General features: G+C 51.5%; 23 protein-coding genes, 6 tRNA genes, 2 rRNA genes, 1 riboswitch and 1 other annotated feature. Of the genes, 4 read left to right on the top strand and 27 right to left on the bottom strand.

Annotation, left to right across the window (positions count from 1 at the left end; translation table 11 throughout):
• Positions 1–6: 6 nt before the first annotated feature.
• The 9 genes from ACGG90_RS03485 to ACGG90_RS03445 all read right to left on the bottom strand — a co-directional run bounded on the left by ACGG90_RS03485 (position 7) and on the right by ACGG90_RS03445 (position 8710).
• Positions 7–861, bottom strand: a complete 855-nt coding sequence (locus ACGG90_RS03485) for a phosphate ABC transporter substrate-binding protein PstS family protein (protein ID WP_390405903.1) — start codon at positions 859–861, stop codon at positions 7–9.
• 101 nt (positions 862–962) lie between these two features.
• Entirely contained in the window at positions 963–2609 is a 1647-nt protein-coding gene (gene pnpS / locus ACGG90_RS03480) for a two-component system histidine kinase PnpS (protein WP_390405900.1), read from the bottom strand.
• Entirely contained in the window at positions 2602–3327 is a 726-nt protein-coding gene (locus ACGG90_RS03475) for a response regulator transcription factor (RefSeq protein ID WP_390405898.1), read from the bottom strand. Before ACGG90_RS03475 ends, pnpS begins: the two co-directional genes overlap by 8 nt.
• Complete coding sequence (locus tag ACGG90_RS03470) at positions 3324–4412, bottom strand: PDZ domain-containing protein (RefSeq protein ID WP_390406247.1); 1089 nt, start codon at positions 4410–4412, stop codon at positions 3324–3326. The genes ACGG90_RS03475 and ACGG90_RS03470 overlap by 4 nt, the downstream gene beginning before the upstream one ends.
• A 202-nt stretch (positions 4413–4614) precedes the next feature.
• Positions 4615–5250: a copper homeostasis protein CutC gene (locus ACGG90_RS03465; protein WP_390405896.1), complete on the bottom strand. Its 636-nt coding sequence runs from the start codon at positions 5248–5250 to the stop codon at positions 4615–4617.
• A 10-nt stretch (positions 5251–5260) separates the two neighbouring features.
• Complete coding sequence (locus tag ACGG90_RS03460; protein WP_390405893.1) at positions 5261–6082, bottom strand: undecaprenyl-diphosphate phosphatase; 822 nt, start codon at positions 6080–6082, stop codon at positions 5261–5263.
• 249 nt (positions 6083–6331) lie between these two features.
• On the bottom strand, positions 6332–7252 hold the full coding sequence (locus ACGG90_RS03455) for an RluA family pseudouridine synthase (RefSeq protein WP_390405891.1): 921 nt from the start codon (positions 7250–7252) through the stop codon (positions 6332–6334).
• Positions 7249–8046, bottom strand: a complete 798-nt coding sequence (locus ACGG90_RS03450; RefSeq protein WP_390405888.1) for an NAD kinase — start codon at positions 8044–8046, stop codon at positions 7249–7251. The genes ACGG90_RS03455 and ACGG90_RS03450 overlap by 4 nt, the downstream gene beginning before the upstream one ends.
• Before the next feature lies 1 nt (position 8047).
• On the bottom strand, positions 8048–8710 hold the full coding sequence (locus tag ACGG90_RS03445; protein ID WP_390405885.1) for a GTP pyrophosphokinase: 663 nt from the start codon (positions 8708–8710) through the stop codon (positions 8048–8050).
• 131 nt (positions 8711–8841) lie between these two features.
• On the opposite strand from ACGG90_RS03445, the gene ACGG90_RS03440 reads away from it, so the two are divergent.
• Together ACGG90_RS03440 and ACGG90_RS03435 are read left to right on the top strand one after the other, a co-directional pair.
• Positions 8842–9405, top strand: coding sequence for a CYTH domain-containing protein (locus ACGG90_RS03440; RefSeq protein WP_390405882.1), 564 nt, complete (start codon positions 8842–8844; stop codon positions 9403–9405).
• Between the two features lie 61 nt (positions 9406–9466).
• Positions 9467–10072, top strand: a complete 606-nt coding sequence (locus ACGG90_RS03435; protein ID WP_390405879.1) for a DsbA family protein — start codon at positions 9467–9469, stop codon at positions 10070–10072.
• Between the two features lie 61 nt (positions 10073–10133).
• On the opposite strand, the gene ACGG90_RS03430 is transcribed toward ACGG90_RS03435, so the two are convergent.
• From ACGG90_RS03430 to ACGG90_RS03410, 5 genes are all read right to left on the bottom strand, one after another.
• Entirely contained in the window at positions 10134–11198 is a 1065-nt protein-coding gene (locus ACGG90_RS03430) for a competence protein CoiA (RefSeq protein WP_390405878.1), read from the bottom strand.
• Positions 11199–11281: 83 nt separating this feature from the next.
• The gene (locus ACGG90_RS03425) at positions 11282–12625 is read right to left on the bottom strand and encodes a PFL family protein (protein ID WP_390405876.1); all 1344 of its coding nucleotides are present in this window, start codon (positions 12623–12625) and stop codon (positions 11282–11284) included.
• 10 nt (positions 12626–12635) lie between these two features.
• Positions 12636–12902 (bottom strand): ACT domain-containing protein, encoded by a 267-nt coding sequence (locus ACGG90_RS03420; protein WP_390405873.1) that lies wholly within the window; start codon positions 12900–12902, stop codon positions 12636–12638.
• A gap of 288 nt (positions 12903–13190) precedes the next feature.
• On the bottom strand, positions 13191–13889 hold the full coding sequence (gene pnuC, locus ACGG90_RS03415) for a nicotinamide riboside transporter PnuC (RefSeq protein WP_390406245.1): 699 nt from the start codon (positions 13887–13889) through the stop codon (positions 13191–13193).
• Between the two features lie 230 nt (positions 13890–14119).
• Positions 14120–14944, bottom strand: coding sequence for an NAD(P)H-hydrate dehydratase (locus ACGG90_RS03410; RefSeq protein WP_390405870.1), 825 nt, complete (start codon positions 14942–14944; stop codon positions 14120–14122).
• Between the two features lie 130 nt (positions 14945–15074).
• Here ACGG90_RS03410 and ACGG90_RS03405 point away from each other — a divergent pair.
• Positions 15075–15158 (top strand) — tRNA-Leu (locus tag ACGG90_RS03405).
• Positions 15159–15249: 91 nt separating this feature from the next.
• Here ACGG90_RS03405 and ACGG90_RS03400 read toward each other — a convergent pair.
• The 3 genes from ACGG90_RS03400 to leuS all read right to left on the bottom strand — a co-directional run bounded on the left by ACGG90_RS03400 (position 15250) and on the right by leuS (position 20223).
• Positions 15250–15939: an RNA pseudouridine synthase gene (locus ACGG90_RS03400; RefSeq protein WP_390405867.1), complete on the bottom strand. Its 690-nt coding sequence runs from the start codon at positions 15937–15939 to the stop codon at positions 15250–15252.
• A 4-nt stretch (positions 15940–15943) separates the two neighbouring features.
• Entirely contained in the window at positions 15944–17581 is a 1638-nt protein-coding gene (locus tag ACGG90_RS03395) for a putative polysaccharide biosynthesis protein (RefSeq protein WP_390405865.1), read from the bottom strand.
• 230 nt (positions 17582–17811) lie between these two features.
• Positions 17812–20223, bottom strand: a complete 2412-nt coding sequence (gene leuS, locus ACGG90_RS03390) for a leucine--tRNA ligase (protein ID WP_390405864.1) — start codon at positions 20221–20223, stop codon at positions 17812–17814.
• A gap of 48 nt (positions 20224–20271) precedes the next feature.
• Positions 20272–20466, bottom strand: a binding site (T-box leader).
• A gap of 174 nt (positions 20467–20640) precedes the next feature.
• Here leuS and ACGG90_RS03385 point away from each other — a divergent pair.
• The gene (locus ACGG90_RS03385; RefSeq protein WP_390405862.1) at positions 20641–21303 is read left to right on the top strand and encodes a phosphatase PAP2 family protein; all 663 of its coding nucleotides are present in this window, start codon (positions 20641–20643) and stop codon (positions 21301–21303) included.
• 54 nt (positions 21304–21357) lie between these two features.
• Here ACGG90_RS03385 and ACGG90_RS03380 read toward each other — a convergent pair whose 3' ends face one another.
• From ACGG90_RS03380 to ACGG90_RS03335, 10 genes are all read right to left on the bottom strand, one after another.
• Entirely contained in the window at positions 21358–22824 is a 1467-nt protein-coding gene (locus ACGG90_RS03380; protein ID WP_390405860.1) for an MDR family MFS transporter, read from the bottom strand.
• Positions 22825–22929: 105 nt separating this feature from the next.
• On the bottom strand, positions 22930–24114 hold the full coding sequence (metK, locus tag ACGG90_RS03375; protein ID WP_390405857.1) for a methionine adenosyltransferase: 1185 nt from the start codon (positions 24112–24114) through the stop codon (positions 22930–22932).
• A riboswitch (SMK box riboswitch) is annotated at positions 24115–24196 on the bottom strand. It lies immediately after the preceding gene.
• A gap of 32 nt (positions 24197–24228) precedes the next feature.
• Positions 24229–24855, bottom strand: a complete 627-nt coding sequence (locus ACGG90_RS03370) for a hypothetical protein (protein ID WP_390405855.1) — start codon at positions 24853–24855, stop codon at positions 24229–24231.
• 54 nt (positions 24856–24909) lie between these two features.
• A tRNA-Asp gene (locus tag ACGG90_RS03365) sits at positions 24910–24983 on the bottom strand.
• Positions 24984–24997: 14 nt separating this feature from the next.
• Positions 24998–25070: transfer RNA gene (locus tag ACGG90_RS03360), tRNA-Val, on the bottom strand.
• Between the two features lie 9 nt (positions 25071–25079).
• Positions 25080–25151: transfer RNA gene (locus ACGG90_RS03355), tRNA-Glu, on the bottom strand.
• A 12-nt stretch (positions 25152–25163) separates the two neighbouring features.
• Positions 25164–25253, bottom strand: a tRNA-Ser gene (locus ACGG90_RS03350).
• Positions 25254–25259: 6 nt separating this feature from the next.
• Positions 25260–25331: transfer RNA gene (locus ACGG90_RS03345), tRNA-Asn, on the bottom strand.
• Between the two features lie 11 nt (positions 25332–25342).
• Positions 25343–25459, bottom strand: a 5S ribosomal RNA gene (gene rrf / locus ACGG90_RS03340).
• Positions 25460–25566: 107 nt separating this feature from the next.
• Positions 25567–25660, bottom strand: a 23S ribosomal RNA gene (locus ACGG90_RS03335); the annotation flags it as partial.

The raw sequence follows: 25660 nt of genomic DNA, 5'->3' as shown, positions 1-25660 counted from the left end.
CGCCTCCTAGTGGTGTTTAACATTGCCGGTGGCGTCTCGAGTCACCTGCATCTGCGTCATCGGAATGTAGCCCATTTTCGTCACCAAAGATTCTTGTGTGCGACTAGAGCTAAGATAAGCTAAGAACTGTTTGGTCAAACCAGTTGGCTGACCTTTGGTGTACATGTGCTCATACGACCAAATCGGCCAGTCATTGGTGGTGACATTCTTAGCCGTTGGCGCGACCTTGTTCAAGGATAATTCTTGAACGGTTTTGTCAACATAAGAGAACGCCACATACGAAATCGCCCCTGGCGTGGAAGCCACGATCGAGCGCACCATGCCAGTGGAATCTTGTTCCTGCGCCGCTTTAGGTTGGCGGCCGTTCATCACCCATTTCTCAAAAGTCGCCCTGGTGCCGGACCCTTGGGCGCGGTTGACCACCACGACTGGCAAGTTCTTGCCGCCGACTTGGCGCCAATTGGTGATCTCGCCGGTGAACAGTTGCCGCAATTGCGCCGTGGTCAGGTTCTTGACCCCTACGCCTGGGTGCACGATCGGTGTGATCCCCACCACTGCCACGCGGTGGTCGACTAGTTGTTTGGCATCGATGCCGGTTTTTTCTTCAGCGAACAAATCAGAGTTGCCAATTTCCACAGCGCCTTGTTGAACTTGGCTCAACCCGGTGCCTGATCCGCCGCCTTGCACGTTGATAAACACCCCGAGGTGATCCGATTGGTATTGTTCTGCTGCCGCTTCTACCAACGGTTGCAGCGCCGAGGAACCCACGGCTGTGATCGACTCGCCATTATTTCCTTTACCCGCGCACGCAGTCAACAGCGTCACGCTTAACACGGCGATTAGGCCTAACAGTTTTTTCACGTTGTTCCTCCGTAATTGATATCGAATTACAGTTTACCAAGCTACTGTAAATGTTCACTGCGGTCTGTGTAAAAATGTGGTAAAAGTCGTATCTATTGTGGCTAACTCAACGGCAATGTCACGGTGAAGGTCGTCCCAACGCCGACTTGCGAATGAATGGCAATGTCGCCGCCTAATTGCTGCAACATTTCCGCCACGATTGCCAACCCTAAACCAGTCCCGCCGTTATGTCGCGAACGGGCCTTGTCAACGCGATAGAAGCGCTCAAAGATGCGCTGCTGGTCGCTGTCGGCGATGCCGATACCAGTGTCGGCAAAAGTCAGCTGCAAGGTATCAGCTTTGACTTCGGTTTTAACATTGACGCTGCCGTGCCGGCGGTTATAATACACCGCATTATTCATCAAGTTGCGCACCACTTGGGACAATTTCACATCATCTGAGCGGATCTCAAGCCCTTCAGGCACATCCAAGGTCACTGACAGTTGTTTATCGGCGATGGGCTGCTTCAAGCTGGTGACGGCTTGATCCAACAAAGCACGCAAATCAACATCAGCATGTTTGGCTGGTGCATCAGAAGGCCGGCTTAACGTTAAGATATCGGTGATCAAGCTAGTCAAGCGCGTAGATTCGTCTTTAATGATATTAAGGAACTGATCTAAGGTGGCCGGATCGTCTTTTGCCCCGGCTAACAGCGTTTCGGCAAACCCGGAAATGGCCGTCACCGGTGTCTTTAATTCATGCGACACATTGCCGACGAAATCCAGCTGCATTTGCTCGACTTGCCGCAAATAAGTCACATCATACAAGATCACCAACACCTGCTCGCGATCAGCCCGCGCTTTTAACGCAATGACATTGGCGTCCACCGACTTTTGGGTCGTCAGCATGGTCAATTCTTTGTGATGCGACTTGCGGTTGCGAAATGTATGCTCGATCATGCGCGCCAAGCCATAGGTCTTAACGTCATCTAAGTAGTTATGTTCTTGCGGGGCAATCGGATGGCCGACGAAATTAGCCATGGCCTGATTGGACAACAACACATTGCGATCGGCATCGATCAGCATCACGCCTTGAGGCAAATGGTCGATCAATCGATCAAAGCTGGCTTGCCGCAGCGCGACTTTCTGGCGCAAGTGGCCAACGTCATGCTCCAGACGATTGATTTCTGCCCCCATTTCGGTAAACGCCGAACCTGGCGTCAAGATGATCGGACTGGCACTGTGCTCGCTGCGAATACGGGCGATGTTTTCGGTCATGGTGGCGATATGGCTTCGCCAGTAGCGATGCCGGGACATCCCCCAAGCAAACAAGCCCAGCATCACCAACCAATATGCCAAGGCAAAAATCAGATACCCGGTTTTTGATACTGTCCACAACGTGGCTTTAGCTTGCCACACCCCAACAAAATGGTTGTGCTGACGCTCGAAGATAAATAACTGTTCTTGCTGGCCGCCAACTTTCACCAACTGCGGGGTTTGCCCGACGATCGTCCGCTTCTGGTCGATCAAGTCTTGCATCAGCTGCTGGCGGTGGGTCTGCGGCTTGCCATACAGCGGCGTGATTGCCACATCGGCATCTTCTTCGATGGTCGCGCGCGCATCCACATGCAGATACGTTTGATACACTTGTTTGAGATGCTTGGTTTGTTGGGTATACAACAAGTGATCACAACTGGTAATAATGAGGAAAAAGCCCGCTATTGCAAGCAGGCTTGACCAGATGACCTGGCGGGTGAAACGGTTATTCATTCGGGACCTCCATCTGATAACCAAAGCCCCGCACCGTCTTGATATAAGTCGGGTGCTTGGCATCAGTTTCGATCTTATCGCGCAAATGTGACACTTGAATATCGACCATGCGCGTTTCTGCAGGGTATTCAAAACCCCACACCCCGTTTAACAAAGCATCCCGCGACAAGAGTTTGCCAACTCTTTTGGCAAAGAAATCCAACAGTTCAAACTCCTTAGGCGTCAGTGCCAGTCGTTCACCATTCTTAAAGGCCTGATAAGCGTCTTCGTCAATGGTGATCTCGCCAACGACCAACTGTTGATGCGCATCTTTGGGTTTGGCTGCGACTTTAGGGTCGGCGTTTTGATCTTGGGCGGTGACCCGCCGTTCAATGGCCTTGATGCGCGCAACGATTTCTCGCGGTGAGAAAGGCTTGGTCACATAATCATCAGCACCTAACTCCAAGCCGACGATCTTGTCGGTTTCAGAATCCTTAGCCGTTAAGATCATGATCGGGGTGGTGATGTTGGCCCCGCGCACCTTTTTGGTTACCTCAAAGCCATCCAGCCCAGGCAACATCAAATCTAAGATAATGAAGTCAAATGGCTCCTGCAGTGCCAAGGTCAACGCCGCTTCGCCATCTGCTGCGGTGGTCACCGAATAGTGTTCCTTCTCCAGATTATATTGTAACAACGTCACGATCGCCGGTTCGTCATCGACCACTAGGATCTTTTTCATTTCGCCAGTTCCTCCGCAAAAGTAATCATGCCCAACGTGTGAGGGGCCCCTTCATAAATCGCTGTTTCACATAACTTGATCTCGCCGTCTAAGCGCTGGACCCGCAAGCGGCAATATGTCGGATGCGCTTGGATCGCCGCATATAACTCTGCGACTTGATGCACCGGCTGGGCATTGCACAACATCACAATGTCTCCGGCAACCAGCCCCATGGCAGCGGCAGGGGTTTCCGGCAATACCGCCACGATCCGCACACCGCTTGTGGTTTGGGAGATATAGTTGCTGCCGGCTCGCAACGCCCAGCGATTGGCGAGGCCCACCGCTGCCCCCAACACAGCCAAAGCGATCAGCGCATACAAGGCCAGTTGCCCAAGCCATGCCGCAACCGCGGCTAACAGCGCGGCTAACCCGGCTGCAACTAAATATTGAATCGCCCATTGATGAGTGGCGTGCTGCGGCAGTTGTTTCTTAGTGCGCAGCATCACCCCTAAGATCACTGGCAAGCCGATCAAGGCAAAATGCGCCGCGCCAACATGCAGCGTCGCCCACCATGGCAAACTTGAGAACGTACTGCCGCTGATCGGCAGCACCAACGGCAGCCAGTACAATTGGCGATGATCATACACCGCGATGTCGGCCCCGCGTTTACCTAATTTGATAGTTGGCACATCGATCGGCGGGTCAATGAAATGCAATACCGCGCTTTCTGCCAGCCACAGCAACGCCACCAAAGCGATCACTTGCCACTGCCAACCGTTTTGCGGCGCATCCAGCAACAATGCTGTCACCCCAGCTAATCCCAAATACCATGGGGAAAAGCCCAGAATCGACAGCACCAAAGCCGCCAAACACAAGCCAGACACTGCCAACCATACAGCTTTAGGCACCATCAGGCCTAAGCCCAATGCCGCCAGCGACACAAGCAAAGCCACGCCAATGCCGCCAATCAAGCCTGCCCACAAGCCGGTGGCATGCCGATCGATTGCTGTGTTGAATACCTTGCGTTCATGCCGCAAGCGTTGTACTTGCCAGAATATCGCGATAAGAAATCCCAGCCCGGTGACCGGGCTAAGTAAGGTTGTCATCAAGCGCAAGCCATTCACCTTCCTAATAACTCAATTATATCATGTAACGGTCAACTGCCGAACGTTACACACCTGACACAGCAAATTGACAGCGGATACATTCGCTATTTTGGTGTAAAAGTTGTGTAAATCTTGTTCTTGCCGCCAACAAAAGCCGCCATGGAAAAACCTGATTGAGGTTTTCCATGACGGCTTGCTTGCTTTAATACTTCAAGATCTTTGTTCCATGCGCTTCGCTGACGCCAAGTTGCTTGGTGATTTGTTCCACATTGTCGGCAGTGACCCCGCCGCCAGGCAAGATCGTTAACTTGCCTGCCGCCATCTGCACGAGTTCTTGCAAATGCGGCAAAGCAGCGGTGATCGGCTGAGCCAGCGATCCGCCATGCGTCAAGATTCGCGCCACATCATGGTCAGCTAACCAGTCAATGGCTGCTTGTTGGCGGCTAGGCGCGATTTCATCAAACGCCATGTGCATCACCACTGTCATCCCGGCGCTTGCGGCAATCAGATTCTCCATGGCTTCTTCATCCAGCCAATTGTCAGGCGTCAGCGCCCCGAAAGTTACGGCATCGACACCTTGTGCCTGCGCTTCAAACAAGTCGGCTTCCATGATCTTTAATTCGGTATCGTTATACACGAAGTTGCCGCCGCGCGGCCGAATCATTGCCACCATGCTGGCATCGCGTTCGTGAATATAGCGTGTTGCTTCAGCCATAACGCCTTTAGAAACCGTAGTACCGCCAACCGCCAAATTATCATTCAATTCAATGCGGCGTGCACCGGCAGTTAAGGCACGCGGCAGATCAGTAAAGTTCTCAACACAAACTTCTTTAAGCATACAGGTCCTCCTAAATGAACAAGACTGCAAGCACGATGATCCCCAAGACGATACGATACCAGCCAAAGGCCTTGAAGTCATGATTCTGCACGAATTTCAGCAACCACTTAATGGCAATGAAGGCCACGATAAACGACACGACTGTCCCAGTGAGCAAAATCGCCCATTGTTCGCCACTGAACGTATTGCCATTCATCAAGAACTTGCCGATTTTTAAGATCGATACACCAACCATCGTTGGAATCGCCAAGAAAAACGAGAACTCAGTGGCAACATAGCGGCTGGTGCCTAAGATGATCGCCCCTAGGATCGTTGCGCCGGAACGACTGGTACCAGGTACGATCGATAATGCTTGGAATAAACCGATGAACAACGCTGTCGAATAAGACAAGTTGGCCAAGCTGGCGATCGCCGGCTTGCGGTTCTTATACAAATTCTCAATGACGATAAATAAGATCCCATAAACGATCAAGGTCGTAGCCACCACGATTGGCTTGTGCAAATGCACATCCATCCAATCATTAAGCGGCAGCCCGATCACGATCGATGGAATGCAGGCGATAATCACCTTGACCCACAAGATCCAGGTGGCTTGCCGCTGGGTAGCTGACTTCTTGAAGCTGAACGGATTGAGTTTATTGAAATATAGCAAGATCACCGCCAAGATCGCGCCAAATTGGATCACGTATTCAAACATCGCCATGAAGTCGGCGTTCTGGTTGATTTTCACGATTTGGCTAACCAAATCGATATGACCAGTGGAGCTGACCGGCAGAAATTCCGTCAACCCTTCGACGATCCCGATGATCGCGGCTTTTATAATATCTAACATAACATCCTCCAACAGTTAGTTTGGGCCCAAGCCCAGCATTCTCAGTATACCGATGTCACCAAAAAATGCCACCAACTGCCTCATGATTTACAGAAAAACTAGAAATCATTGGCCAAACTCAGCGCTTGTTTGAAACATCACCAGCTAGCTGCCAATCAAGTCAAGCAAAGGCCCAGCTGCCACGATCCTGAAGCGATTGTGGCGGCTGGGCGCTGGTGGATCTGGCTAAGCCCGCTTGATAGTCCTGCGTCACAACGGCTTGCCAATGGCATTTGCACTGAGGCCTAACGTTTGTTGCAGCGCCACCATGTCTTGCGGCAGCGGTGCCGTCAAGCTGATCTGTTTTTGCAAGAATGGATGCCAGAAACTCAACTCAGCACAATGCAGTGCTTGACGCGTGATCCCTTGCATTGGTCCGCCATACAAGTCGTCGCCATACAGCGGATGACCCAGCGCTTGAAAATGCGCCCGGATCTGATGCGTCCGCCCGGTATGCAGCAACACCTGGACTTGCCAAGCTGCCGCATGATGGGCCTGCACCCAATATTCGCTAACCGAAAGCTTCCCCTCAGGTGTCACACCGCGCTGCATATAGAATTCGGTGGTGCGCCCCAGCCGCAACACGATCCAACCATGCGGCGGCAATGCGGCTTGACCGCTGACAATGGCGACGTAACGCTTCTGCATTTGCGGGGTGTGCAGCTGTGCATCGATCAAACTGTGCGCTAATGAGTGCTTGGCAAACAAGATCAAGCCGCTAGTATCGCGATCTAAGCGCGTTACCACATGAATGGCCGTGCTTTCAGCATGTGTTGCGATCAGATACGCCTTGACGCGATTGGCCATGGTGTCCGGGCTTTTGGCCACATCTGGGATCGAGGCGCTGCCGGCTGGTTTGTTCACCACCAGAAAATATGGATCTTCATAAATGATCTCCAGCGGCGCCGTATACGGGATCACATTATCAGACACCGCATCTGGTGCTAAGGTCACTGCCACAACATCGCCTGGCGCCAATACATAATTGGTGTGCACCGGCGCTTGATTGACAAACAACTCGCCACCATGAAATTTCACCCGCTTGATTTGTGCGCGGCTCAAGCCCACCTGCCGCAAGAAGGTATACAGCTTCACCCCGGCTGCGGCTTGATAAGTCCAGTTCAGCTTCATTGCTTGGCCCCGATGAAGGCATCTTCAACCCGATCCCAGAAGTGCATGTGGCGATAACGGGCAAAGTGGATGCGCTCATCGGCGATCTTAAAGCGAATGGCCGTCACCAATTGCGGCGTGATCGAGAATTGATCGATACTCATCAGATAATCTTGGAAAGGCTCCGGCCGCAAGATCACCCATTCATCAGGCGCTAAGATCAATGGCGCCGCCAAAGTTCGAAACACGCGGTTATTGATCGACGCGATTTCGGTAACTTGCATGGCGTCTAGGCGCGGATGGATCACTGCGCCACCATTAGACTTTGAATAACCAGTGGACCCAGTCGGCGTGGCGACACACAACCCATCGCCGCGAAAACTTTCAAAGAAATTCTCTTTGATATAAACATCGCAGCGCATCGTACCAGACAGGCGCTTCAAGGTGGCTTCGTTTAACGCCAAATAATGCGACGTGGTGCCGTCTTCATAATCAGCTAACACATCCAGCAGCGGATAGCTCACACTTTGCCCAGAGTCATTAAGCAGTGCCTGGACCAACTCGTCGATTTCATAATCGCGCCAATCGGTATAAAAACCCAAGTGCCCGGTGTGCACCCCGATGAAGCGGACATGATCTAATTGCTCGGCATAACGGTGAAACGCACCTAACAAAGTACCGTCACCGCCTACCGTGATCACCACATCAGGGTGCTCACCGTCTAACGCAAAACCAGCCGCCGTGAGTTTTGCTTTCAACTCACCAGCTGCTTGTTTGGATTTACTATTTGAATTATTGATGATGGAGATGCGCATACTAGTCATCCTTTGGGTCGGGAGATTTAGCCATTGGGACATTCTGCCCTTTGCCATATGAGAACAGCTGCTGGGCTTCTTGAATTTCTTCTCTGATCTCCGACATTTCCTCGTCGAGCATGAAACTGGCTTCTGCCGCCCGTTTCAAGCGCGCCTTAAGTTCTTCGGGAAACTCGCCTTGATACTTATAATTCAGCGAGTGTTCGATGGTGGCCCAGAAATTCATCGACATGGTGCGGATCTGCACTTCTGCCAACAATTTCTTTTCCCCATGTACCAACTGCACCGGATATTCGATCACCACATGATAAGACCGGTACCCTGATGGCTTGACGTTCGTCACATAATCGCGTTCTTCAACGATTTTCATATCGGTACGCTTATGTAACAAGTCCACCACTTGATAGATATCTTCTACAAATTGGCACATGATTCGCAACCCGGCGATATCCTGCATGTCTTGTTCCAGCAAGTCATCAGAAATGTAGCGGCGCGCTTGTTTTTCAATGATCGAATCGACTGGCTTGACCCGGCCGGTCACAAATTCGATTGGCGTATGTTCATTGGCTTGTTGGAACTGCTTGCGCATCCCTCGAAACTTGATCTTCAATTCACTCACCGCTTGTTGATACGGCATCAAAAAGCTATCCCAGTCTCGCTGCATGGCTGCGCCTCCGTTAACTTTAATCTCTCATTAGTTTAACATATGTGACGCAATGCCGTATCAACTAATCGCGTTGTCGGCTTTTGCGCGGCGTCGTATAATGAACGCATCTCGAGTAAGAAAGGCCGGCTATGTCGATCCAAACTGAACAAGAATTCAAAACCATGCTGACTGCCAAGCAGGCTTTAGCCATTCAAGCCGCCTATCCTTTTGCCGCGGCCTTTTGGCAAACCAACCATTATTATGACACCGCGCAAGGCGCCTTGCGCGCCTTGCACATGGGGCTGCGCATCCGCTTGCTGGCTGATCACGGCGAGCAAACCTTGAAAGTGCCCACAGGTCCCAAGCGCCTGCTGACAGAATACACCGAGCCGGTATTTGACAATCACTTGCAAGGCGCAGGCGTGGTGCAAGCCAAGTTGGCTGATGCTGGGATCGCCTGGCCGCAGCTGCGCGAATTTGCCCAAGCCACGACTAAGCGCCGGGTCTGCCAGCTGGCGGCAGGTTTGCTGACCCTAGATCACACCACCTATCCCAACGGCTGCAGCGATTGGGAGCTGGAGCTTGAATACCATGACTCAGTGCAAGCAGCGGCGTTGTGGCAGCAATTGCTTGCTGGCTATGCGATCATTGCCAGTCCGGTGCGCAACAAAGTCGCCCGGGCTGCGAGCAATGTGAAAAGGTCACAAAGCTAACGATTGAGTTTGGCGGATAATCTGGTAAAGTAAAGATATCATAACCACATGGAGGCACAACGTGTTAGAAGTCTTTCTTTTCGTCAACCCCATCGGGATGCGCTGTCGCGACGCTGAAGCCGCGGTGACTCGTCTTTCAGAAGAGAGTAACACCCGAGTCGACCTGCATTTCATCATGTTGTTAAATTTCGAAGTGATCTCGCAGTTTATGCAGCATCATCACCTCGATCCCATGGACTTAACTTTACGCAATCACCTGTTTGATACCGCTCATCAAGTTGCTTTAGATTATAAAGCCGCGCAGTTGCAAGGCAACCGATTGGCTCGCACCTTGCTGATGGCCGAACAAGAAATGTTTAGCGATGGCATCCTGCGCTATGATGCCGCCTTTGCCCAAGCATGTGTGCGCGGCTATGGGTTAAACTGGGAAAGATTCCAGCGCGACCGCGCCGCTCAACCGGTATTGAATTGTTTTGCCACCGACCAGAATATTGCCCGGGAAATGGGCATCACTCAGGCACCAAGCACCGTGATCCTAAATCATAATATTCCTGATCTGCCTGGGGTGGCTGTGGCCAACCTCGACGATTACGAAACTTTGCGGGCGTTATGCGATCGTATCACGCGCAATCCGCCACAAGCCGCACCGATGCTGCGCGTTCTCTAGCAGCAAGGCCACACAAATAAGCCGCCTATTTTCGTAGGCGGCTTATTTGTGTGGCCCAGAACTATTGACCGTTTCCCATTGCAGCAAGTTTGGCTGAGAGATCTTGATACCATGGCAATTCACGCTGCCATTGCCAGCCTTGCGCGGTACGCGCCAAGAAACCGCGCGTTTCCAGCAACGTTTCCCAAGCATGTCCCACTCGCGCCAATAATTTGGCATTATTCACCAGCGGCGTCAACAGCGGCGTTGTGTACTCGGCAAAGAAGCGTGCAGACATTGCCCAGGTGATCAGCGGCTGGCTTTCAAAGCGCAACAGCCACAATGTGCGCAATTGCCATTCTGGTAATTTAAGTCCTGGCAAATGCGTTAATTCTTGACTCACCACCCACGGCACCCCGCCAAGCACATGATGGGCTTGATATGCCGCTTGCGCCAAGCGCATCACCCGTCCTTCACGATGCAGCAATTGATTGCCTAACCGTCTGGCAAATTCGGCATCCGATGATGAGAAGGGTTGCTGACGATACGCATCACCATGAACTGTAAAGCGGTGGATGTGATAGCGGTCATGCGCCCACTGCCAATCTTCCAAATGCCGATAACCATCACAAAACCACAGGTGTAATTGCCCATCATGTCCGACCTGCCAATATTGTTCCTGAGCACGCATATTCGTCAACGACTTGACTTGCTTCTTTGGCCCGAGGATCCAAATACAATCCAAGCCTAAGCGGTGATAGCCTGCAGTACGCACCAATAAACGTTCAGCATTTAACGGACTGCATTGAAACTCCAACACAATCGTTCGCTTGCCGCTTTGCCACACCACATCGGCGCGCTGTTTAATCGCCGGGTAATACGTTTCTAACGCCACGCTGTAACCTAAACGCTCACCCAAGGCTTGCAGCCAGCGCTTACCGGCTAGATGTACCGCACTTTCATTCTCGCTGGCGGCTTCACAAGCCGGACCCACATGCGCAAAATGCGCCAGTACCTTCGCACCGTTGCGCACCCGCACCGGCGCTTCACAAGCCGGGCAGAAGAATGCCTTGCGCCGCAGCCCTTCGGCTTGCTGGTGACTGCTTAAGGTCACGAGCTGCCGATGTTTATCCATTGCAACAAACATCCCTTCACCTCCTCTTCTTGATATACGCGCTAATTAGGGCAAAAAAATTCGCCTCTGCTTAAAAGAGGCGAATCATTGATGGATCAGTTCTTGAAACTATGGATCGGTGCTGGGATATGGCCACCGCGGTTGACGAACACCGACGCATCTCCGGTGTTCACTGCCATGATTGGCGCTTTGCCAAACAAGCCGCCAAATTCGATGGACTCGCCAACACCTTTGCCAGGCACTGGGATCACGCGCACCGCTGTTGTTTTGTTATTGATCATGCCAATGGCAGCCTCATCAGCGATCATGCCGCTGATGGTCGTGGCTGGCGTGTCACCAGGCACCGCGATCATGTCTAAGCCCACTGAACATACAGCAGTCATCGCTTCTAATTTCTCGAGGGTAATGTGGCCTGCTGTGGCGGCTTTGATCATGTTGGCATCTTCTGATACAGGAATGAACGCCCCGGATAATCCGCCAACGCGCTCAGCAGCCATCACGCCGCCTTTTTTCACCGCATCGTTCAATAAAGCTAATGCCGCAGTGGTGCCAGGCGTCCCGACATGGCTAAGGCCCAAGGTTTCGAGGATCTCCGCGACAGAATCGCCTTGCGCCGGTGTCGGCGCCAAAGACAAGTCCACAATGTTGAAAGGGACACCTAAGCGCTCAGCAGCAACTTTACCCACAAACTGACCCATGCGCGACACTTTGAAAGCTGTTTTCTTAATGGTTTCGCAAATCACTTCAAAACTGGCTTCAGGCTGATCAGCAATGGCCCGCTGCACCACCCCAGGGCCGGAAACCCCTGTGTTAATGGCGACATCACCTTCCGATACACCCCAAAAGGCGCCGGCCATGAATGGGTTGTCTTCCACAGCGTTGCAGAACACCACTAACTTCATGGCCAATTTGGGATCGATTGCAGCAATGTTTTTGACACATTCGCCCATGATCTTAACAGCGTCCATGTTCAAACCCGAGCGGCTGGCGCCGATGTTCACCGAAGAACACACGCGATCCGTTGCCGCTAAAGCCGCTGGGATCTGGTCCATTAACGCCAAATCAGCTGGCGTACAGCCATTCTGGACGGTCGCTGAAAAACCCCCGATCAAATCGACATCAACAGCTTTCGCTGCATCGTCCATCGCCTTAGCCAATGGCAGAAAATCCGGATGCGGATCAGCCCCGGCCAGCATCGCGATCGGCGTCACACTGATGCGTTTATTGACGATTGGAATCCCAAATTCACTTGAAATCGCATTGGCCACTGGCACCAAGTCTTTGGCTTTAGTGACGATCTTATCATAAACATGTTGGGCCGTGGTTTTGGTATCCCCGGTAATGCAGTCTAACAGCGAGATCCCCATGGTGATGGTGCGGATATCGAGGTTCTCTTCGGCGATCATTTGGATTGTTTCTTTGATTTGATTAGTTTCCATACGCCACCTCTTACAGCTTATGCATTGCGTCGAAGATCTCTTGACGCGCCATCTTGATTTCGACGCCAATGCCATCGCCGAGTGTCGTCAGGTCAGCTTTGACCGTGGCGAAATCGGCATCTTCTGGTAATTTGGCCAGCAGCATCATGGTGAAGGCCCCTTGCATGATGGTTTGTGAGACATCTAAGATGTTGATGTTAAGTGCCGCAAGCTTCGTGGTGACTTGTGCGATGATCCCGACTTTATCTGTCCCGATGACAGTGACGATTACTTGCATCCTATATTCCACCTTTATAATTGATAAAGCCATTCTACCATAATCCTAATCGTTTACTCACATTAATCTGAGATTGTTCGGCTTTCATCTCTACCGCACCGAATTGTCTTTCACTGCCAAATAATGCCCGGTTCCCACGCAAATTGCAGCGTGGGAACCAGGCATTTGAGATTTGTCGAGCGGCGTGGTGCATCGCGGTCAGAGATAAGTCATGACGCCACTTGGGCTAAATACGCCCAAATGTCATCCTCTTATCTCAGCCTTGAAATACAGGCCGCTTCGCTTGGATTATTCGGCGTGTTGGGCCAAATAATTCTTCTTATGGAACCAAACGACGCCTTTATCAAATAAGGAAACCATATCGTTGGCAAAATATAACATGTAAGTGAAGAACAGCGTTAAGCTGGCATCGCCTTGTAAAGCCGTGATTCCCCACAACGTGATGGAAACCACACTTTGCACGATCCAGAAATAATACTGATCAGAAAAGCGCAACGTTGCCAACAAACTCCCGGTGATCCCGATCGTCCCTGCCAAAGCGTCAACGATTGGCCGTGGTGAAATGAATAAGTTCGTATCCATCAGATACAACAAGGCAAAGACGATCACGAAGAAGGCTGCAGTACCCACATAAGCTTTGGCCCCAACATCGCCTAACTTGCGCACCCGCTTGCCGACATGCTTGGCCCAAGAAGGCATGATCAATACCGGAATGTCCAACAATACGATGTAGCTGGCTTGCAACACCACATCAGCGAAGTTCTTGGCCCGGGCGGCAACAATAATATAGATAACTGCCGATACCAGTCCAAAAACCCCATTTAACGGCCGGACATTGGTGATCGAAATGGTACAAGTGAAACCTAACACCCCTGCAGCCATTGCCAACACAGTCCACAAGTTCAATTGACCAACGATCGTCGTACCGATAATCACGCCGATGCCAAACATCAGCAGCATATAGCTGGAAAACGTCCAGCCGCGCATTTGTTCCACATACCAGCGCGGATCGAAGATACTGGTGATTGCTTTGTCTTTAGATGAGTTCAATTTGCCACGTCCTTTTATGAAAAATTACTGCAGAAACTAGTATACGCGTTTCTGACATTCAGGTTCAAGCACAATCTGTAGTTTATCTCAAAAAAATATCCACAATATCTTGTGGATAGCTATCTTCTCGTTTTCTGGATGTCTTCACCGCATGACTGTCTGCGGTTTCATGCCTGCGCCATGCGCGCCATGAAATTCGGTAAGGCTGCGATCACATGGCTTGGCAAGGCCACATATTGACTGGCAGCTAGTTCGTCAGCCACCGCACTATGCGTATACACCGCCGCACACACTGTTTGCGGCCGCAGCCCAAACTGCCCCACAAATGCCGCTAAGATTCCAGTCAAGGTATCACCGGAACCGCCTGTGGCCATTGCAGCACTCCCAGTTGTATTAACGAATGCCCCAGCGTCGGTAAATACTTCAGTGCGATGCGACTTGACGATCACCCAACCAGCAAGCGCTGCAGCCGCGGCTTGATTTGCAGCAGGGGTTTGTTGCGCAATGGCCACGCCGCTTAGCCGCTGCCATTCCATTTGATGCGGGGTCCAAATCAGGTGGGCTTTGGGCAGCTCAGGATGCAACTGGGCCACCAAGGTGATTGCTGAACCATCGATCACCAGCGTTTGCGTCGGCAACACCGCAGCAAAAGTCTGCGTTAACACCGCTTGCGCCGTTTGATCAACGCCGAGGCCTGGTCCGACAACAACCACGTCTTGGCTGGCCACCAACGCGGCAAACCCTGGATCATCATAAGGTAAGATCATCGCCTCCGGCAAGCGGGCATGTAACGCCGAGCGGTTGACTGCCGCAGTGGCGACACTGACCAAACCAGCGCCGGCATACACCGCGGCACTGGCTGACAAAATTGCCGCGCCGCCGTATTGCGGATTACCGCCTACGATCAACACCCGCCCATAATTGCCTTTGTGTGACTCAACATTGCGCACTTTGATCACCTGTCGAACCAACGCTTCATCAATTGCCTGCATTGTCTCACCTCCGTTTTTATTGTACCGCATGGCCAAATTCGACGGGGCAAGTTTTTTCATTAAAAGCTGGACAGCCTTGGCAAAGCTTGATATACTAGTTTTCGTTGTTAAGTTAGCAACGTAACGTTTTGCCGCAATGGCGGAATTGGCAGACGCGCAGTGTTCAGGTCGCTGTTTGGTTATCCAAGTGCAGGTTCGACTCCTGTTTGCGGCACTAGCTGAGCCCAACTTCTTAGGAAGTCGGGCTTTTTTTGTTCATTAAATAACGCCGCTTCGCGCAACTGCGCAAAGCGGCGTTATTTGTTTTACGGCAAAAGCCCACGCTCATCGGCGGTCAATTTACGGTATTGACCTGGCGCCAAGTCGCTAGGCAGCGTCAGTGCACCCATGGCCACCCGTTTTAAAGTCACCACTTCACACCCTACTGCGTGAAACATCCGCTTCACTTGATGGAACTTGCCTTCGTGGATCGTGATCAATGCCGCAAGCGGTGCAGTTTGTACCACTTGTGCCGGCGCCGAAGTGAAATCTTCAAAAGCGATCCCAGCTTCTAATTCTGCGATCATGTCTGCCGTCAAAGGCGCATCCAGCGTCACTGCATATTGCTTGGGCACGTGCCGTTTCGGTGCCAACAACGCATGGCCCAAAGCACCATCAGTGGTTAACAGCAACAACCCAGTTGTGTCCTTATCCAAGCGCCCTACCGGATACAAACCAGGCCGCCGATCTGTCTGGGCGATCAGATCCAACACCGTTTGAGCATTGGCATCTTTCGTCGCTGTGATCACACCGGCAGGCTTATTCATGATATAGGTCACCTCAAGGACACCTGCAACGACTTGCCCAGCCACTGCCACAACATCGGCTTCAGTCACTGCCGCGCTGGGATCTCGGACGATTTCAGCATTGACAGTGACTTGCTTGTTGCGGATCAACTGCTTGACCGCCGCTCGGCTGCCAACTTGTAAATGTGCCAAATATTTATCTAATCGCATATTTTCACCTGATATGTAACCGCCGCCGCAACCCAGCCACGCGCGTCCCAATGATCAAATCCGCCAAGCGCGTTTTTAAGATCGCATAGGCATAAATCCCCACGCCGACCACCAGCGCCACCACCAACATCACCATCGACGCCAAGGCACTGGCAGGATTGATCACTAAGCTCAAGCTGGTCACGATCACGCGCACAGCCAGGAACATCACCAACGAGAAACCCACGATTCCGGCCAGCCGGCGCATGGTTTGGCGTGCTTTATAGTGATACTCAACGCGCAAAGTGTGAAGCATCAAGCCGCAAGTCACCAACATGCCGGCCATAGACGCCAACGTCGAGCCATACACGTTTGTCCAATAGATCAAAGGTGCTTGCAAGGCGAACTTCACCGCAAACCCTGCCAGCATTTCTACGATCGCCAGCTTATTGTGGAACAGCCCTTGCAAAAGCGTCGCCAACACCGTGAATAATCCCAACAAGATCGCCAACAGTGAAGACAACTCCAGCATATGGATACCCAATTGATCATAACCATAGAACAACACATATAACGGCGTGGCAATGGCCGCCATCCCCACAGCCGCCGGGATCATCACGATATAAAACAACTGCAAGGTACTGGTCACTTGCGAAGCGACTTCTCGCTGATCGCCGCGGGTGGCGGCTGCTGCCAACAGCGGCAGGGCCGTTACCGCCATGGCCACCGCCAAAGACACCACGATCATGATCAACTTGTTGGCATTACCGGCAAACAAGGCGTAAATTTCATCGCTGCGCATGTCAGACACCCGATACCACATTTGCAACAACGGTTGGAAGGTGTATTGATCAACAATGTAATACAAGTTGATCGTTGAGTCCAAGACAATAAACGGAATTGCTTGTTTGAAAATGTCGATCAGGATCTGCGTCACTGAAATGTGGATGTCATCGACACTTTGCGCCGCCAGTTCTGCAAAGCGGCTGCGCTGGCCAAAGAAATATACCACCAACAAGCCCAAGCCAAACGCTGCGCCGACAAACGCCGCAAAGGTGGATTGGGTCACCGCTGAAACATAGTCATGATCCCCTAAGCGCATAATTGCAAACGTCATCAGCAACATATACACGATCCGCGCCACTTGCTCAATGAATTGACTAATGGCACTCGGCGCCATTTCGTTATACCCTTGGAAAAACCCGCGCAAAATCGACAACAGCGGGATCAACAGCAAAGGCCACGCCAACGAGCGAAACACTCGGGTCAACGCCGGATCGTGCACCGCTAAGATCGGCGCCAACAGCCATAAGACGGCACAAGACACCACGCCCATGGCCGCCATCAATAAAGCGCCGCTGCGAAACAAGCGCAACCCCGTTTTATATTCATTCATCGCATTATAATGCGCAACTTGTTTTGAAATCGCACTAGGGATCCCGGCGGTACCGATGATCAGAAATACGCTGTAGATCTGATATCCTTTGGTGAACAAGGCGTTGGCCGTCAAGAATGCCGCACCCATCCACACGCGCCAAGGCACGATATAAATCGCCCCTAGGATCCGCGAGAAAATGCTGCCGGCAGTCATCCATGCCGAACCACGCAGCATCTGCTCTTTGGCCGAGCGCTGTGGACGCTGGGCCGGTGTCTTCTTATCCATATATCGGCGCTCCAATCAATGCACTATCTTTATCATTCTAATGGAAACCCGCCAGCCTTTCAACGGCGAGCGCAGGATCGTCACGTGATCCGTCAATGTGTTTCCCCGCGCAACGCAGGCACGGTTAGCTGCGCCGCTTCGCTTTGGAGCAAAAAAAAGCACCTATGTACCGCAATTGGGTACATAGGCACTATTTACGGGATTCACCAAGCGCTGCTCGGTGATAAGCCTTATTTCACGACAATATTGACGATCTTCTTTGGCACGACGATTTCTTTAAGGATCGTCTTGCCAGCGATGAATTTCTTTACGTTATCGATTTCCTTAGCCGCCGCTTTGATCGTATCGTTATCAGCATCGATGGCGACAGTCACGTGACCGCGCAGCTTACCATTAACTTGAACCATCAGTTCATAAGTCTGAGCAACCAGCTTGGATTCATCTACAGTTGGCCAAGCCGCATAAGTCAAGGAATGATCATGACCCAGCTTCTGCCAGATTTCTTCCATCAAGTGCGGTGCGATTGGCGCCAGCATCTTAACGACGCCTTCAACGTACTCATAAGGCAGCACCTCGGCTTTTTGCGCGTCGTTGATGAAGACCATCAACTGCGAAATCGCAGTGTTAAAATGCAAGTCTTCGAAATCTTCGGTAACTTTCTTGACGGTTTCGTTATAGACTTTGTCCAACTTGCCATCATTGAAGGTGGTGATATGATCACGCATCTTGCCATTGTCATCGATGAAGGTCCGATAGAAGCGGTCCAAGAACTTGCGGGCCCCGGCTAAACCAGTGGTGCTCCATGCGATCCCAGCATCCAAAGGTCCCATGAACATTTCATACAAGCGCAAGGTATCGGCACCGTATTGTTCAACGACATCATCAGGGTTAACCACGTTGCCTTTAGACTTGGACATCTTTTCGTGGTTGTCGCCTAAGATCATGCCTTGGTTGTATAGTTTCTGGAATGGTTCCTTGTTCGGAATGGCGCCGATGTCATACAAGAACAGGTTCCAAAACCGCGCATACAGCAAATGCAATACCGCATGTTCCGCCCCGCCAATGTACAAATCAACTGGCAGCCATTCTTTAAGCTTGTCATAATCGGCTAAGGCTTCTTTGTTATGCGGATCAACAAAGCGCAGGAAATACCAAGAAGACCCAGCCCATTGCGGCATGGTATTGGTTTCGCGCTTGCCTTTGCGGCCGTTTTCATCAACGACATTGACCCAATCTTCCAAGTTGGCCAATGGGGACTCACCGGTGCCAGAAGGCTTGATGTCGGCTTCTTCAGGCAGCATCAACGGCAATTCATCTTCTGGGACCAGTGTCGTTTCGCCATCTTCCCAGTGAATGACTGGAATCGGTTCGCCCCAATAACGTTGCCGTGAGAATACCCAATCGCGCAGCTTGTAGTTAACGTGCTTTTCACCAACATGATGGTCTTCTAACCAGGCAACGGCACGATCGATGGCGTCAGCTTTGTTCAAGCCGTCTAAGAAATCAGAGTTGATGTGCACGCCGTCGCCAGTGTAAGCCGCTTCATCAACGTTGCCGCCTTCAATGACTGGGGTGATCTTCAAACCAAACTTCTTGGCAAAAGCGTAGTCACGGTCATCATGAGCAGGTACGGCCATGATCGCCCCGGTACCATAGCTGGCCAAAACGTAATCAGAGATCCAAATCGGCAGCTGCTCGCCGTTGATCGGGTTGATGGCATAAGCGCCAGTCCACACACCGGTCTTGTCTTTGTTCAAGTCGGTGCGTTCCAAGTCAGACTTATGTTCAATGGCGGCTTTATATGCTGCCACCGCGGCTTTTTGTTCAGGGGTGGTGATGGTATCCACCAAGTCATGTTCTGGTGCCATGACGGTATAAGTGGCGCCGAACAAGGTATCTGGGCGGGTAGTGAACACATCAAAAGACTGATCAGAACCGGCGATCTTGAAGGTCACTTGGGCCCCCACTGAGCGGCCGATCCAATTGCGCTGCATCTGCTTGATGTTTTCCGGCCAATCAAGATCATCTAAATCAGCCAACAGCTTGTCGGCATAAGCGGTGATTTTCAGCATCCATTGGCGCATCGGCTTGCGTACCACTGGGAAGCCGCCGCGTTCAGTTTTGCCATCGATGACTTCTTCGTTGGCCACCACAGTTCCCAGATCTGGACTCCAGTTGACTGGAATCTCAGCTTCATAAGCCAAACCGTGCTTGTACAGCTGTTCGAAGATCCATTGCGTCCACTTGTAGTAGTTAGGATCAGTGGTGGACAATTCGCGATTCCAATCATAAGAGAAGCCCAAGCTGTTGATCTGGCGCTTGAAGTTTTCGATGTTTTTCTTGGTGAATTCACGCGGGTTGTGGCCGGTGTTCAAGGCATATTGTTCTGCCGGCAACCCAAACGCATCCCAGCCCATTGGATGCAAGACGTTATAGCCTTGCATGCGCTTCATGCGCGCCGTGATATCCGTTGCGGTATAACCTTCCGGATGTCCCACATGCAAGCCTTGGCCTGACGGATAAGGAAACATGTCAAGCGCGTAGTAGTTCTTCTTGTTCGGGTCCGTTGTGGTATTGAACTCGTTGTGTTCTGCCCAATACTTTTGCCACTTCTTTTCGATCGCCTTATGATCGTATGCCATCAATATAGCCTCCTATGATTGTCAAATAAACAAAAAACCGCCCTAAAAAGTTAGGACGGAAATTCCGCGGTACCACCTAAGTTCTGCAAATGCAGCGCTTGAATTGGATAACGGGGCTGCCGGTCGCCGCTACTTGTTCACGACGACAACGCAAAGGTGAGTTCATCGACTGCATTGCCAGGCTCACAATGACCGCCTGGTCCCTGCTGTCCCGCAGTGGGATTACTAGTCCTTTGTTCGTTTGATATTGGGTCAATAATAGCAAAAACTCGCCCACTGTACAAGCCTTTTAGCACAAGCAATATGACCAATCGCAGAATGACTCGTGTCTGTGAGTCAAGTCTGCTAGGATAGAGTCAGCACTTGATCGGATCTGATCAAGCCAAACCGTTTTTTTTCTAAGCAAAGGAGTGTACCATGTCTCGTCGCAATTTGCCTTTATTTATCGCGATCATCGCCGGCTTAGCTTGTGCGCCTTTTGTTTGGGGCGTCGCTGAAGACGCCAGTTGGGTGCATCAATTTGATCAAGCGATCGTTCAAGTGGTGACTGCTTGGCGCCCGGCTTGGCTAAGCACCGTGATGTTAACCGTGACGAACTTTGGCGATCCGCTTAGCGTCGTGTTTCTGGCTGCGGCGCTGGCGTTTGCCATTGGCTGGACGCACCGTTATCGACAAGCCGCTTACTGCATCTATACGATTGCTGGGTTAAGTGCGTGCAACAATTTGCTGAAACACTGGCTGCGCCGCCCGCGGCCATTCATTGCTGATCCCTCGATCACGCCGTTGACGCATGCAGCAGGCTATTCGTTCCCTTCTGGCCACTCTTCTGGGGCCATGCTGTTATATGGCAGCATCATCTTGTTGTGCGGGTTGTGGCCATGGCCAGCGCGCGCCAAGGCGCTGGTGCGCACACTTTGCATCATCATGATCGCGTCGATTGGCTACTCGCGTATATACGTGCAAGTGCATTACCCTAGTGATGTGGCAGCGGGTTTTCTATCAGCATTATGCGGCTTGTGTCTGCTTTGGTGGCTCATCGCGCCTAGCTTGAAACAAGAGGAAACCGCATTGCCGCACTGAAATACCACAACAGCCCATCTGCCATGAAAATTCAGGCAGATGGGCTGTTGTTGATCATGCTTCTGCTAAGACTTCGGCATGGTCAAACCAATTGGCAAACAAGGCCAAGCCGACTACCACAACGGTGCACCAGAAAATCCCATGGATCCCGGTGTATAGAATATGCCGCAGCGCCGGCAGTACCGCTGGATCAAGCTCGTGAACTTTCTTGGCATCGATCAATGAATTGAGCATGTCCATATGCAAATGGGCATTGCCTTGCACGCCTTTGGCTAATTGCAAGTTCAACACCACCCCAAACACCGAGACCATCAAGGTTTGCCCCAAAGTCCGACTCAAGGTGTTAAAGCTGGTGGCAACGCCGACAATGTTTTTGGGGACAACGGCTTGCGCCCGCACCGTTGTGGTGCTGATGATCGTCCCAAAGCCAAAGCCTAAGCCGCAAGCGATCACCAACAACGTCCAATACGGCGTGGCTTCGCCAACCAATGCTAAGGCTGCCCCGCCAAACAACAAGATCGTTAAAGCCATCGCCGTGATCCGCTTAGGCGTGGTTTTGACCAACAGCCGGCCGGCCACAAATGACCCAACGATCCACATCAGCGAACTTGGGGTAATGGCAAAGCCGCCCATGGTGGCCCCTAATCCTAAGATCCCTTGGACCCACATGGGCATATAGGTTTCATAGCCGATCACAAACCCGGAAATCAAAGCGGCAATCAAGTTGGTGATCACAAACGCTCGGTTGGCAAATAATGCCAAGTCAATGATTGGATCACGGGCGGTTTTTTCGGCACGCACGAATAACCAGAAACAAAGTGCAGCCGCCGCCAGCAAGGCAATCATTTTGGACACCCCATGACTGGTCGCCAGCGCCTGAAAGCCCAACAGCAGAAATAATAAACTCAACACCAACCATAAGGTGCCCCAATAATCAATTGGCGCATCAGCACGGTGTTTGGGCTCGTGCAAGAACGCCGCCACCAGCAACATTGTGAGCAAGCCAATCGGTACATTGATAAAATACACCCAATGCCAAGACAACTGCTCAACAATAAATCCGCCTAACAGCGGCGCCACCAATGCGGCGATCCCCCAAGCAGAGCCGTTGAAACCCAAGACTTTGGCACGTTGTTCAAAGGGATAAATATCAGCGATGATGGTAAATGTCACTGGCATGATCGCCCCGGCGCCAACGCCTTGAATCGCGCGCATCACGATCAACATCGGCATGCTGGCTGACAACCCAGACAACAACGAGCCGACCACAAAAATCGCCAAGCCTGCTTCAAATACGGGTTTTCGGCCAATGCGATCAGCCAGCTTGCCGAAAATCGGCGTGGCCATGGCATTGGTCAATAAGTAAATCGAAATGATCCAATTCATCATCGCCACGCCGTGCAAATCGCCGACGATCGTTGGCAAGGCAGTGGCAACAATGGTGCCTTCCACCGCCGTCATGAAAGTGGCAACGAATAAGGCAACGGTAACCGCGGCAACATTAGTTTTCGCTTTGTGCATGATTCCCCCTAAGTTGAATGACCAACAATTAACAAAAGCGCCTCAAACGCTTCACACAAAAAGACGTCCACTACCCCTAAAGGTAATGAACGCCTCTTTTCTCGTTTAATCTAAGTACTTGGCCAACGCCGACACTTTGTCGAGGTGTTCCCAAGGAAGATCAACATCTGTACGTCCAAAATGACCATATGCTGCAGTCTGTTTATAAATCGGCCGCCGCAAGTTAAGCATCTTAATGATCCCAGCAGGCCGTAAATCGAAGTTCTCGCGAATCGCTTGTTGGATCTTGTCTTCAGCGATTTTGTTGGTACCAAAGCAGTTCACAGAAACCGATACCGGCTGGGCAACCCCAATGGCATAAGCTAACTGCACTTCCAACTTATCTGCCAAACCTGCCGCTACAGCGTTTTTGGCGATATAACGGGCTGCATAAGAAGCAGAGCGGTCCACTTTGGTCGCATCTTTACCTGAGAAGCAACCGCCGCCATGCCGCGCAAAGCCGCCATAAGTATCCACAATGATCTTACGTCCTGTTAAACCAGAATCAGCTTGAGGCCCACCAAGCACGAAACGGCCAGTTGGGTTGACGTAGATCTTGGTTTGATCATCAAGCAAGTTTGCCGGAATTACGGCACGAATCACTTGTTCTTCAACGTCTTTTCTGATTTGTGCTAACGTCGCTTCTGGATCATGCTGCGTCGAAACCACCACTGTGTCAACGCGTACCGGCTTTTCGTTATCGTCATATTCAACAGTAACTTGGGCTTTTGCATCTGGACGCAGGTAGGAAATCGTGCCAGCCTTACGCAGTTGGGCGATTTTTTGCATGAGTTGATGAGACAATGAAATCGGCAGCGGCATCAATTCTTTGGTTTCATTGATAGCATAGCCGAACATCATCCCTTGGTCGCCAGCACCGATCTTGTCTAACGGATCGCTGTTACCTTCCTTGGCTTCATAGGAATCATCGACACCCATGGCGATATCTGGTGATTGTTCATCTAAAGCCACGAGTACGCCCACAGAATCAGGATCGAAGCCGGATTCTTTGGTGTAGCCGATTTCGCGGATCGTTTCGCGGACAATGTGTTGAATGTCCACATAAGCACTGGTCGAAATTTCGCCTACAACCAGCACCAATCCAGTGGTAACGGTGGTTTCACAAGCCACATGGGCCTGTGGATCTTGCGCCAAAATGGCGTCTAAGATCGCATCGCTGATTTGATCAGCGATCTTATCGGGATGACCTTCTGATACGGACTCCGACGTGAATAAGTGACGTTCTTGCATGATTTGTGTTTCCCCCTTATGATTATCGGTTACAAGGCATGTCTGCAAGGCAGACCCCATCGGGAATTGTATTGCAACTTTGTTAGCATAACACTTTTAACCCGCTTTTGCCAATCAACCATGCAGCCGTGTCACACCCACGATCATAGCGATCAAGACGCCTAATGCCGCCATGATCACGCCGTTATACTTCAAGACGCGCGTTGATAATGCAGCAGGCACTAGTACCAGCAGCACCGCAGCCAAAAGACTATACTGCTGGCTCAAAAGGCCAATGCCAGCATCAAACAGCAACACCAACCCACTCACCCACAACGGCAAACGGCTGGCCCACAATGCTGCAGCCACTGGGACTAATAACAAGCCAATCAACACCAGTACCTGCCAAGTCAAACCGCTTAACTCTAGATCAAACAAGCCTGCTTGCACGAAGGCCACTTGCACCAGCCATAAGCTTTCACGCCAGACGACCGGCATATTTTGCGTTTCAGCCAGCCAAGCCAACCCCACTTGTGCCAGCATCAACGGTACCCACAGCCAATGGCCGACACTGGCCAAGCAGCCAAATACCAGCGCTGCTGCCCGCCACCAGTTTGCCTTAAGCTGCATCCGCACACAAGCCAGACACACCGCCATCGCTACGGCACACGCTAATTGCCAACTCCAATTCACACTTTGATAAACCAGCGGTAATGTGATCATCTCAAGCGCACACACGCCGCCAAGCAAGATCTTCTGCATCCCAAACTCCTTAATGTATTAAAAAAGCCCACCCCCGCAGGTGAGCATCTGATACGGTTCCAACGAGACTCGAACTCGTGATCTCCTGCGTGACAGGCAGGCGTCCTAACCAACTAGACCATGGAACCGAAATACAAAAAAATGGAGGATATAGGGCTCGAACCTATGACCCTCTGCTTGTAAGGCAGACGCTCTCCCAACTGAGCTAATCCTCCATATATAAGTGACCCGTACGGGATTTGAACCCATGTTACCGCCGTGAAAGGGCGGTGTCTTAACCACTTGACCAACGGGCCATTTGCAACAAACGGAGAGTAAGGGATTCGAACCCTTGATAGAGGTAAAGCCCCTATACATGGTTTCCAACCATGCTCCTTCGGCCACTCGGACAACTCTCCATGCAACTCCGGATGTCAGGCTCGAACTGACGACACCCTGATTAACAGTCAGGTGCTCTACCACTGAGCTAATCCGGAATAATGTAACAGCGTGGCGGCTTCCTACCCTCGCAGGCAGTCACCCACCAACTACTCTCGGCGTAGAGAAGCTTAACTTCTGTGTTCGGCATGGGAACAGGTGTATCCTTCTCGCTATCGCCACCACACTGTATTTATAGAAGGTTTGCACCCTCAAAACTGGACATCATTGTATTTAGTTGCCTAAAACCGTATTTGTGCTACCACCTGCTGGCAATTACGACCAACAGGATTTTTGGTTAAGTCCTCGACCGATTAGTACTGGTCCGCTCCAAGCATCGCTGCTCTTCCACTTCCAGCCTATCTACCTGATCATCTCTCAGGGGTCT

Source organism: Lacticaseibacillus jixiensis, from assembly GCF_042847315.1.
Lineage (GTDB): Bacteria > Bacillota > Bacilli > Lactobacillales > Lactobacillaceae > Lacticaseibacillus > Lacticaseibacillus jixiensis.
The sequence above is the reverse complement of the archived record's forward strand: the minus strand, read 5'-3'. Positions and strand labels throughout refer to the sequence as shown.

What these genes read in the sequence shown, in the direction of transcription:
- ACGG90_RS03385 (WP_390405862.1), top strand. Translation starts at nt 20,641, where the DNA reads ATGTCTCGTCGCAATTTGCCTTTATTTATCGCGATCATCGCCGGCTTA.
- ACGG90_RS03420 (WP_390405873.1), bottom strand. Translation starts at nt 12,902, where the DNA reads ATGCAAGTAATCGTCACTGTCATCGGGACAGATAAAGTCGGGATCATC.
- ACGG90_RS03440 (WP_390405882.1), top strand. Translation starts at nt 8,842, where the DNA reads ATGTCGATCCAAACTGAACAAGAATTCAAAACCATGCTGACTGCCAAG.
- ACGG90_RS03460 (WP_390405893.1), bottom strand. Translation starts at nt 6,082, where the DNA reads ATGTTAGATATTATAAAAGCCGCGATCATCGGGATCGTCGAAGGGTTG.
- ACGG90_RS03395 (WP_390405865.1), bottom strand. Translation starts at nt 17,581, where the DNA reads ATGGATAAGAAGACACCGGCCCAGCGTCCACAGCGCTCGGCCAAAGAG.
- ACGG90_RS03445 (WP_390405885.1), bottom strand. Translation starts at nt 8,710, where the DNA reads ATGCAGCGAGACTGGGATAGCTTTTTGATGCCGTATCAACAAGCGGTG.
- ACGG90_RS03455 (WP_390405891.1), bottom strand. Translation starts at nt 7,252, where the DNA reads ATGAAGCTGAACTGGACTTATCAAGCCGCAGCCGGGGTGAAGCTGTAT.
- ACGG90_RS03450 (WP_390405888.1), bottom strand. Translation starts at nt 8,046, where the DNA reads ATGCGCATCTCCATCATCAATAATTCAAATAGTAAATCCAAACAAGCA.
- ACGG90_RS03430 (WP_390405878.1), bottom strand. Translation starts at nt 11,198, where the DNA reads ATGTTTGTTGCAATGGATAAACATCGGCAGCTCGTGACCTTAAGCAGT.
- leuS (WP_390405864.1), bottom strand. Translation starts at nt 20,223, where the DNA reads ATGGCATACGATCATAAGGCGATCGAAAAGAAGTGGCAAAAGTATTGG.
- ACGG90_RS03470 (WP_390406247.1), bottom strand. Translation starts at nt 4,412, where the DNA reads ATGACAACCTTACTTAGCCCGGTCACCGGGCTGGGATTTCTTATCGCG.
- ACGG90_RS03465 (WP_390405896.1), bottom strand. Translation starts at nt 5,250, where the DNA reads ATGCTTAAAGAAGTTTGTGTTGAGAACTTTACTGATCTGCCGCGTGCC.
- ACGG90_RS03410 (WP_390405870.1), bottom strand. Translation starts at nt 14,944, where the DNA reads ATGCAGGCAATTGATGAAGCGTTGGTTCGACAGGTGATCAAAGTGCGC.
- metK (WP_390405857.1), bottom strand. Translation starts at nt 24,114, where the DNA reads ATGCAAGAACGTCACTTATTCACGTCGGAGTCCGTATCAGAAGGTCAT.
- pnpS (WP_390405900.1), bottom strand. Translation starts at nt 2,609, where the DNA reads ATGAATAACCGTTTCACCCGCCAGGTCATCTGGTCAAGCCTGCTTGCA.
- pnuC (WP_390406245.1), bottom strand. Translation starts at nt 13,889, where the DNA reads ATGCGCGGCTGGACGTTTTCCAGCTATATGCTGCTGATGTTTGGCATC.
- ACGG90_RS03400 (WP_390405867.1), bottom strand. Translation starts at nt 15,939, where the DNA reads ATGCGATTAGATAAATATTTGGCACATTTACAAGTTGGCAGCCGAGCG.
- ACGG90_RS03475 (WP_390405898.1), bottom strand. Translation starts at nt 3,327, where the DNA reads ATGAAAAAGATCCTAGTGGTCGATGACGAACCGGCGATCGTGACGTTG.
- ACGG90_RS03370 (WP_390405855.1), bottom strand. Translation starts at nt 24,855, where the DNA reads ATGCAGAAGATCTTGCTTGGCGGCGTGTGTGCGCTTGAGATGATCACA.
- ACGG90_RS03380 (WP_390405860.1), bottom strand. Translation starts at nt 22,824, where the DNA reads ATGCACAAAGCGAAAACTAATGTTGCCGCGGTTACCGTTGCCTTATTC.
- ACGG90_RS03425 (WP_390405876.1), bottom strand. Translation starts at nt 12,625, where the DNA reads ATGGAAACTAATCAAATCAAAGAAACAATCCAAATGATCGCCGAAGAG.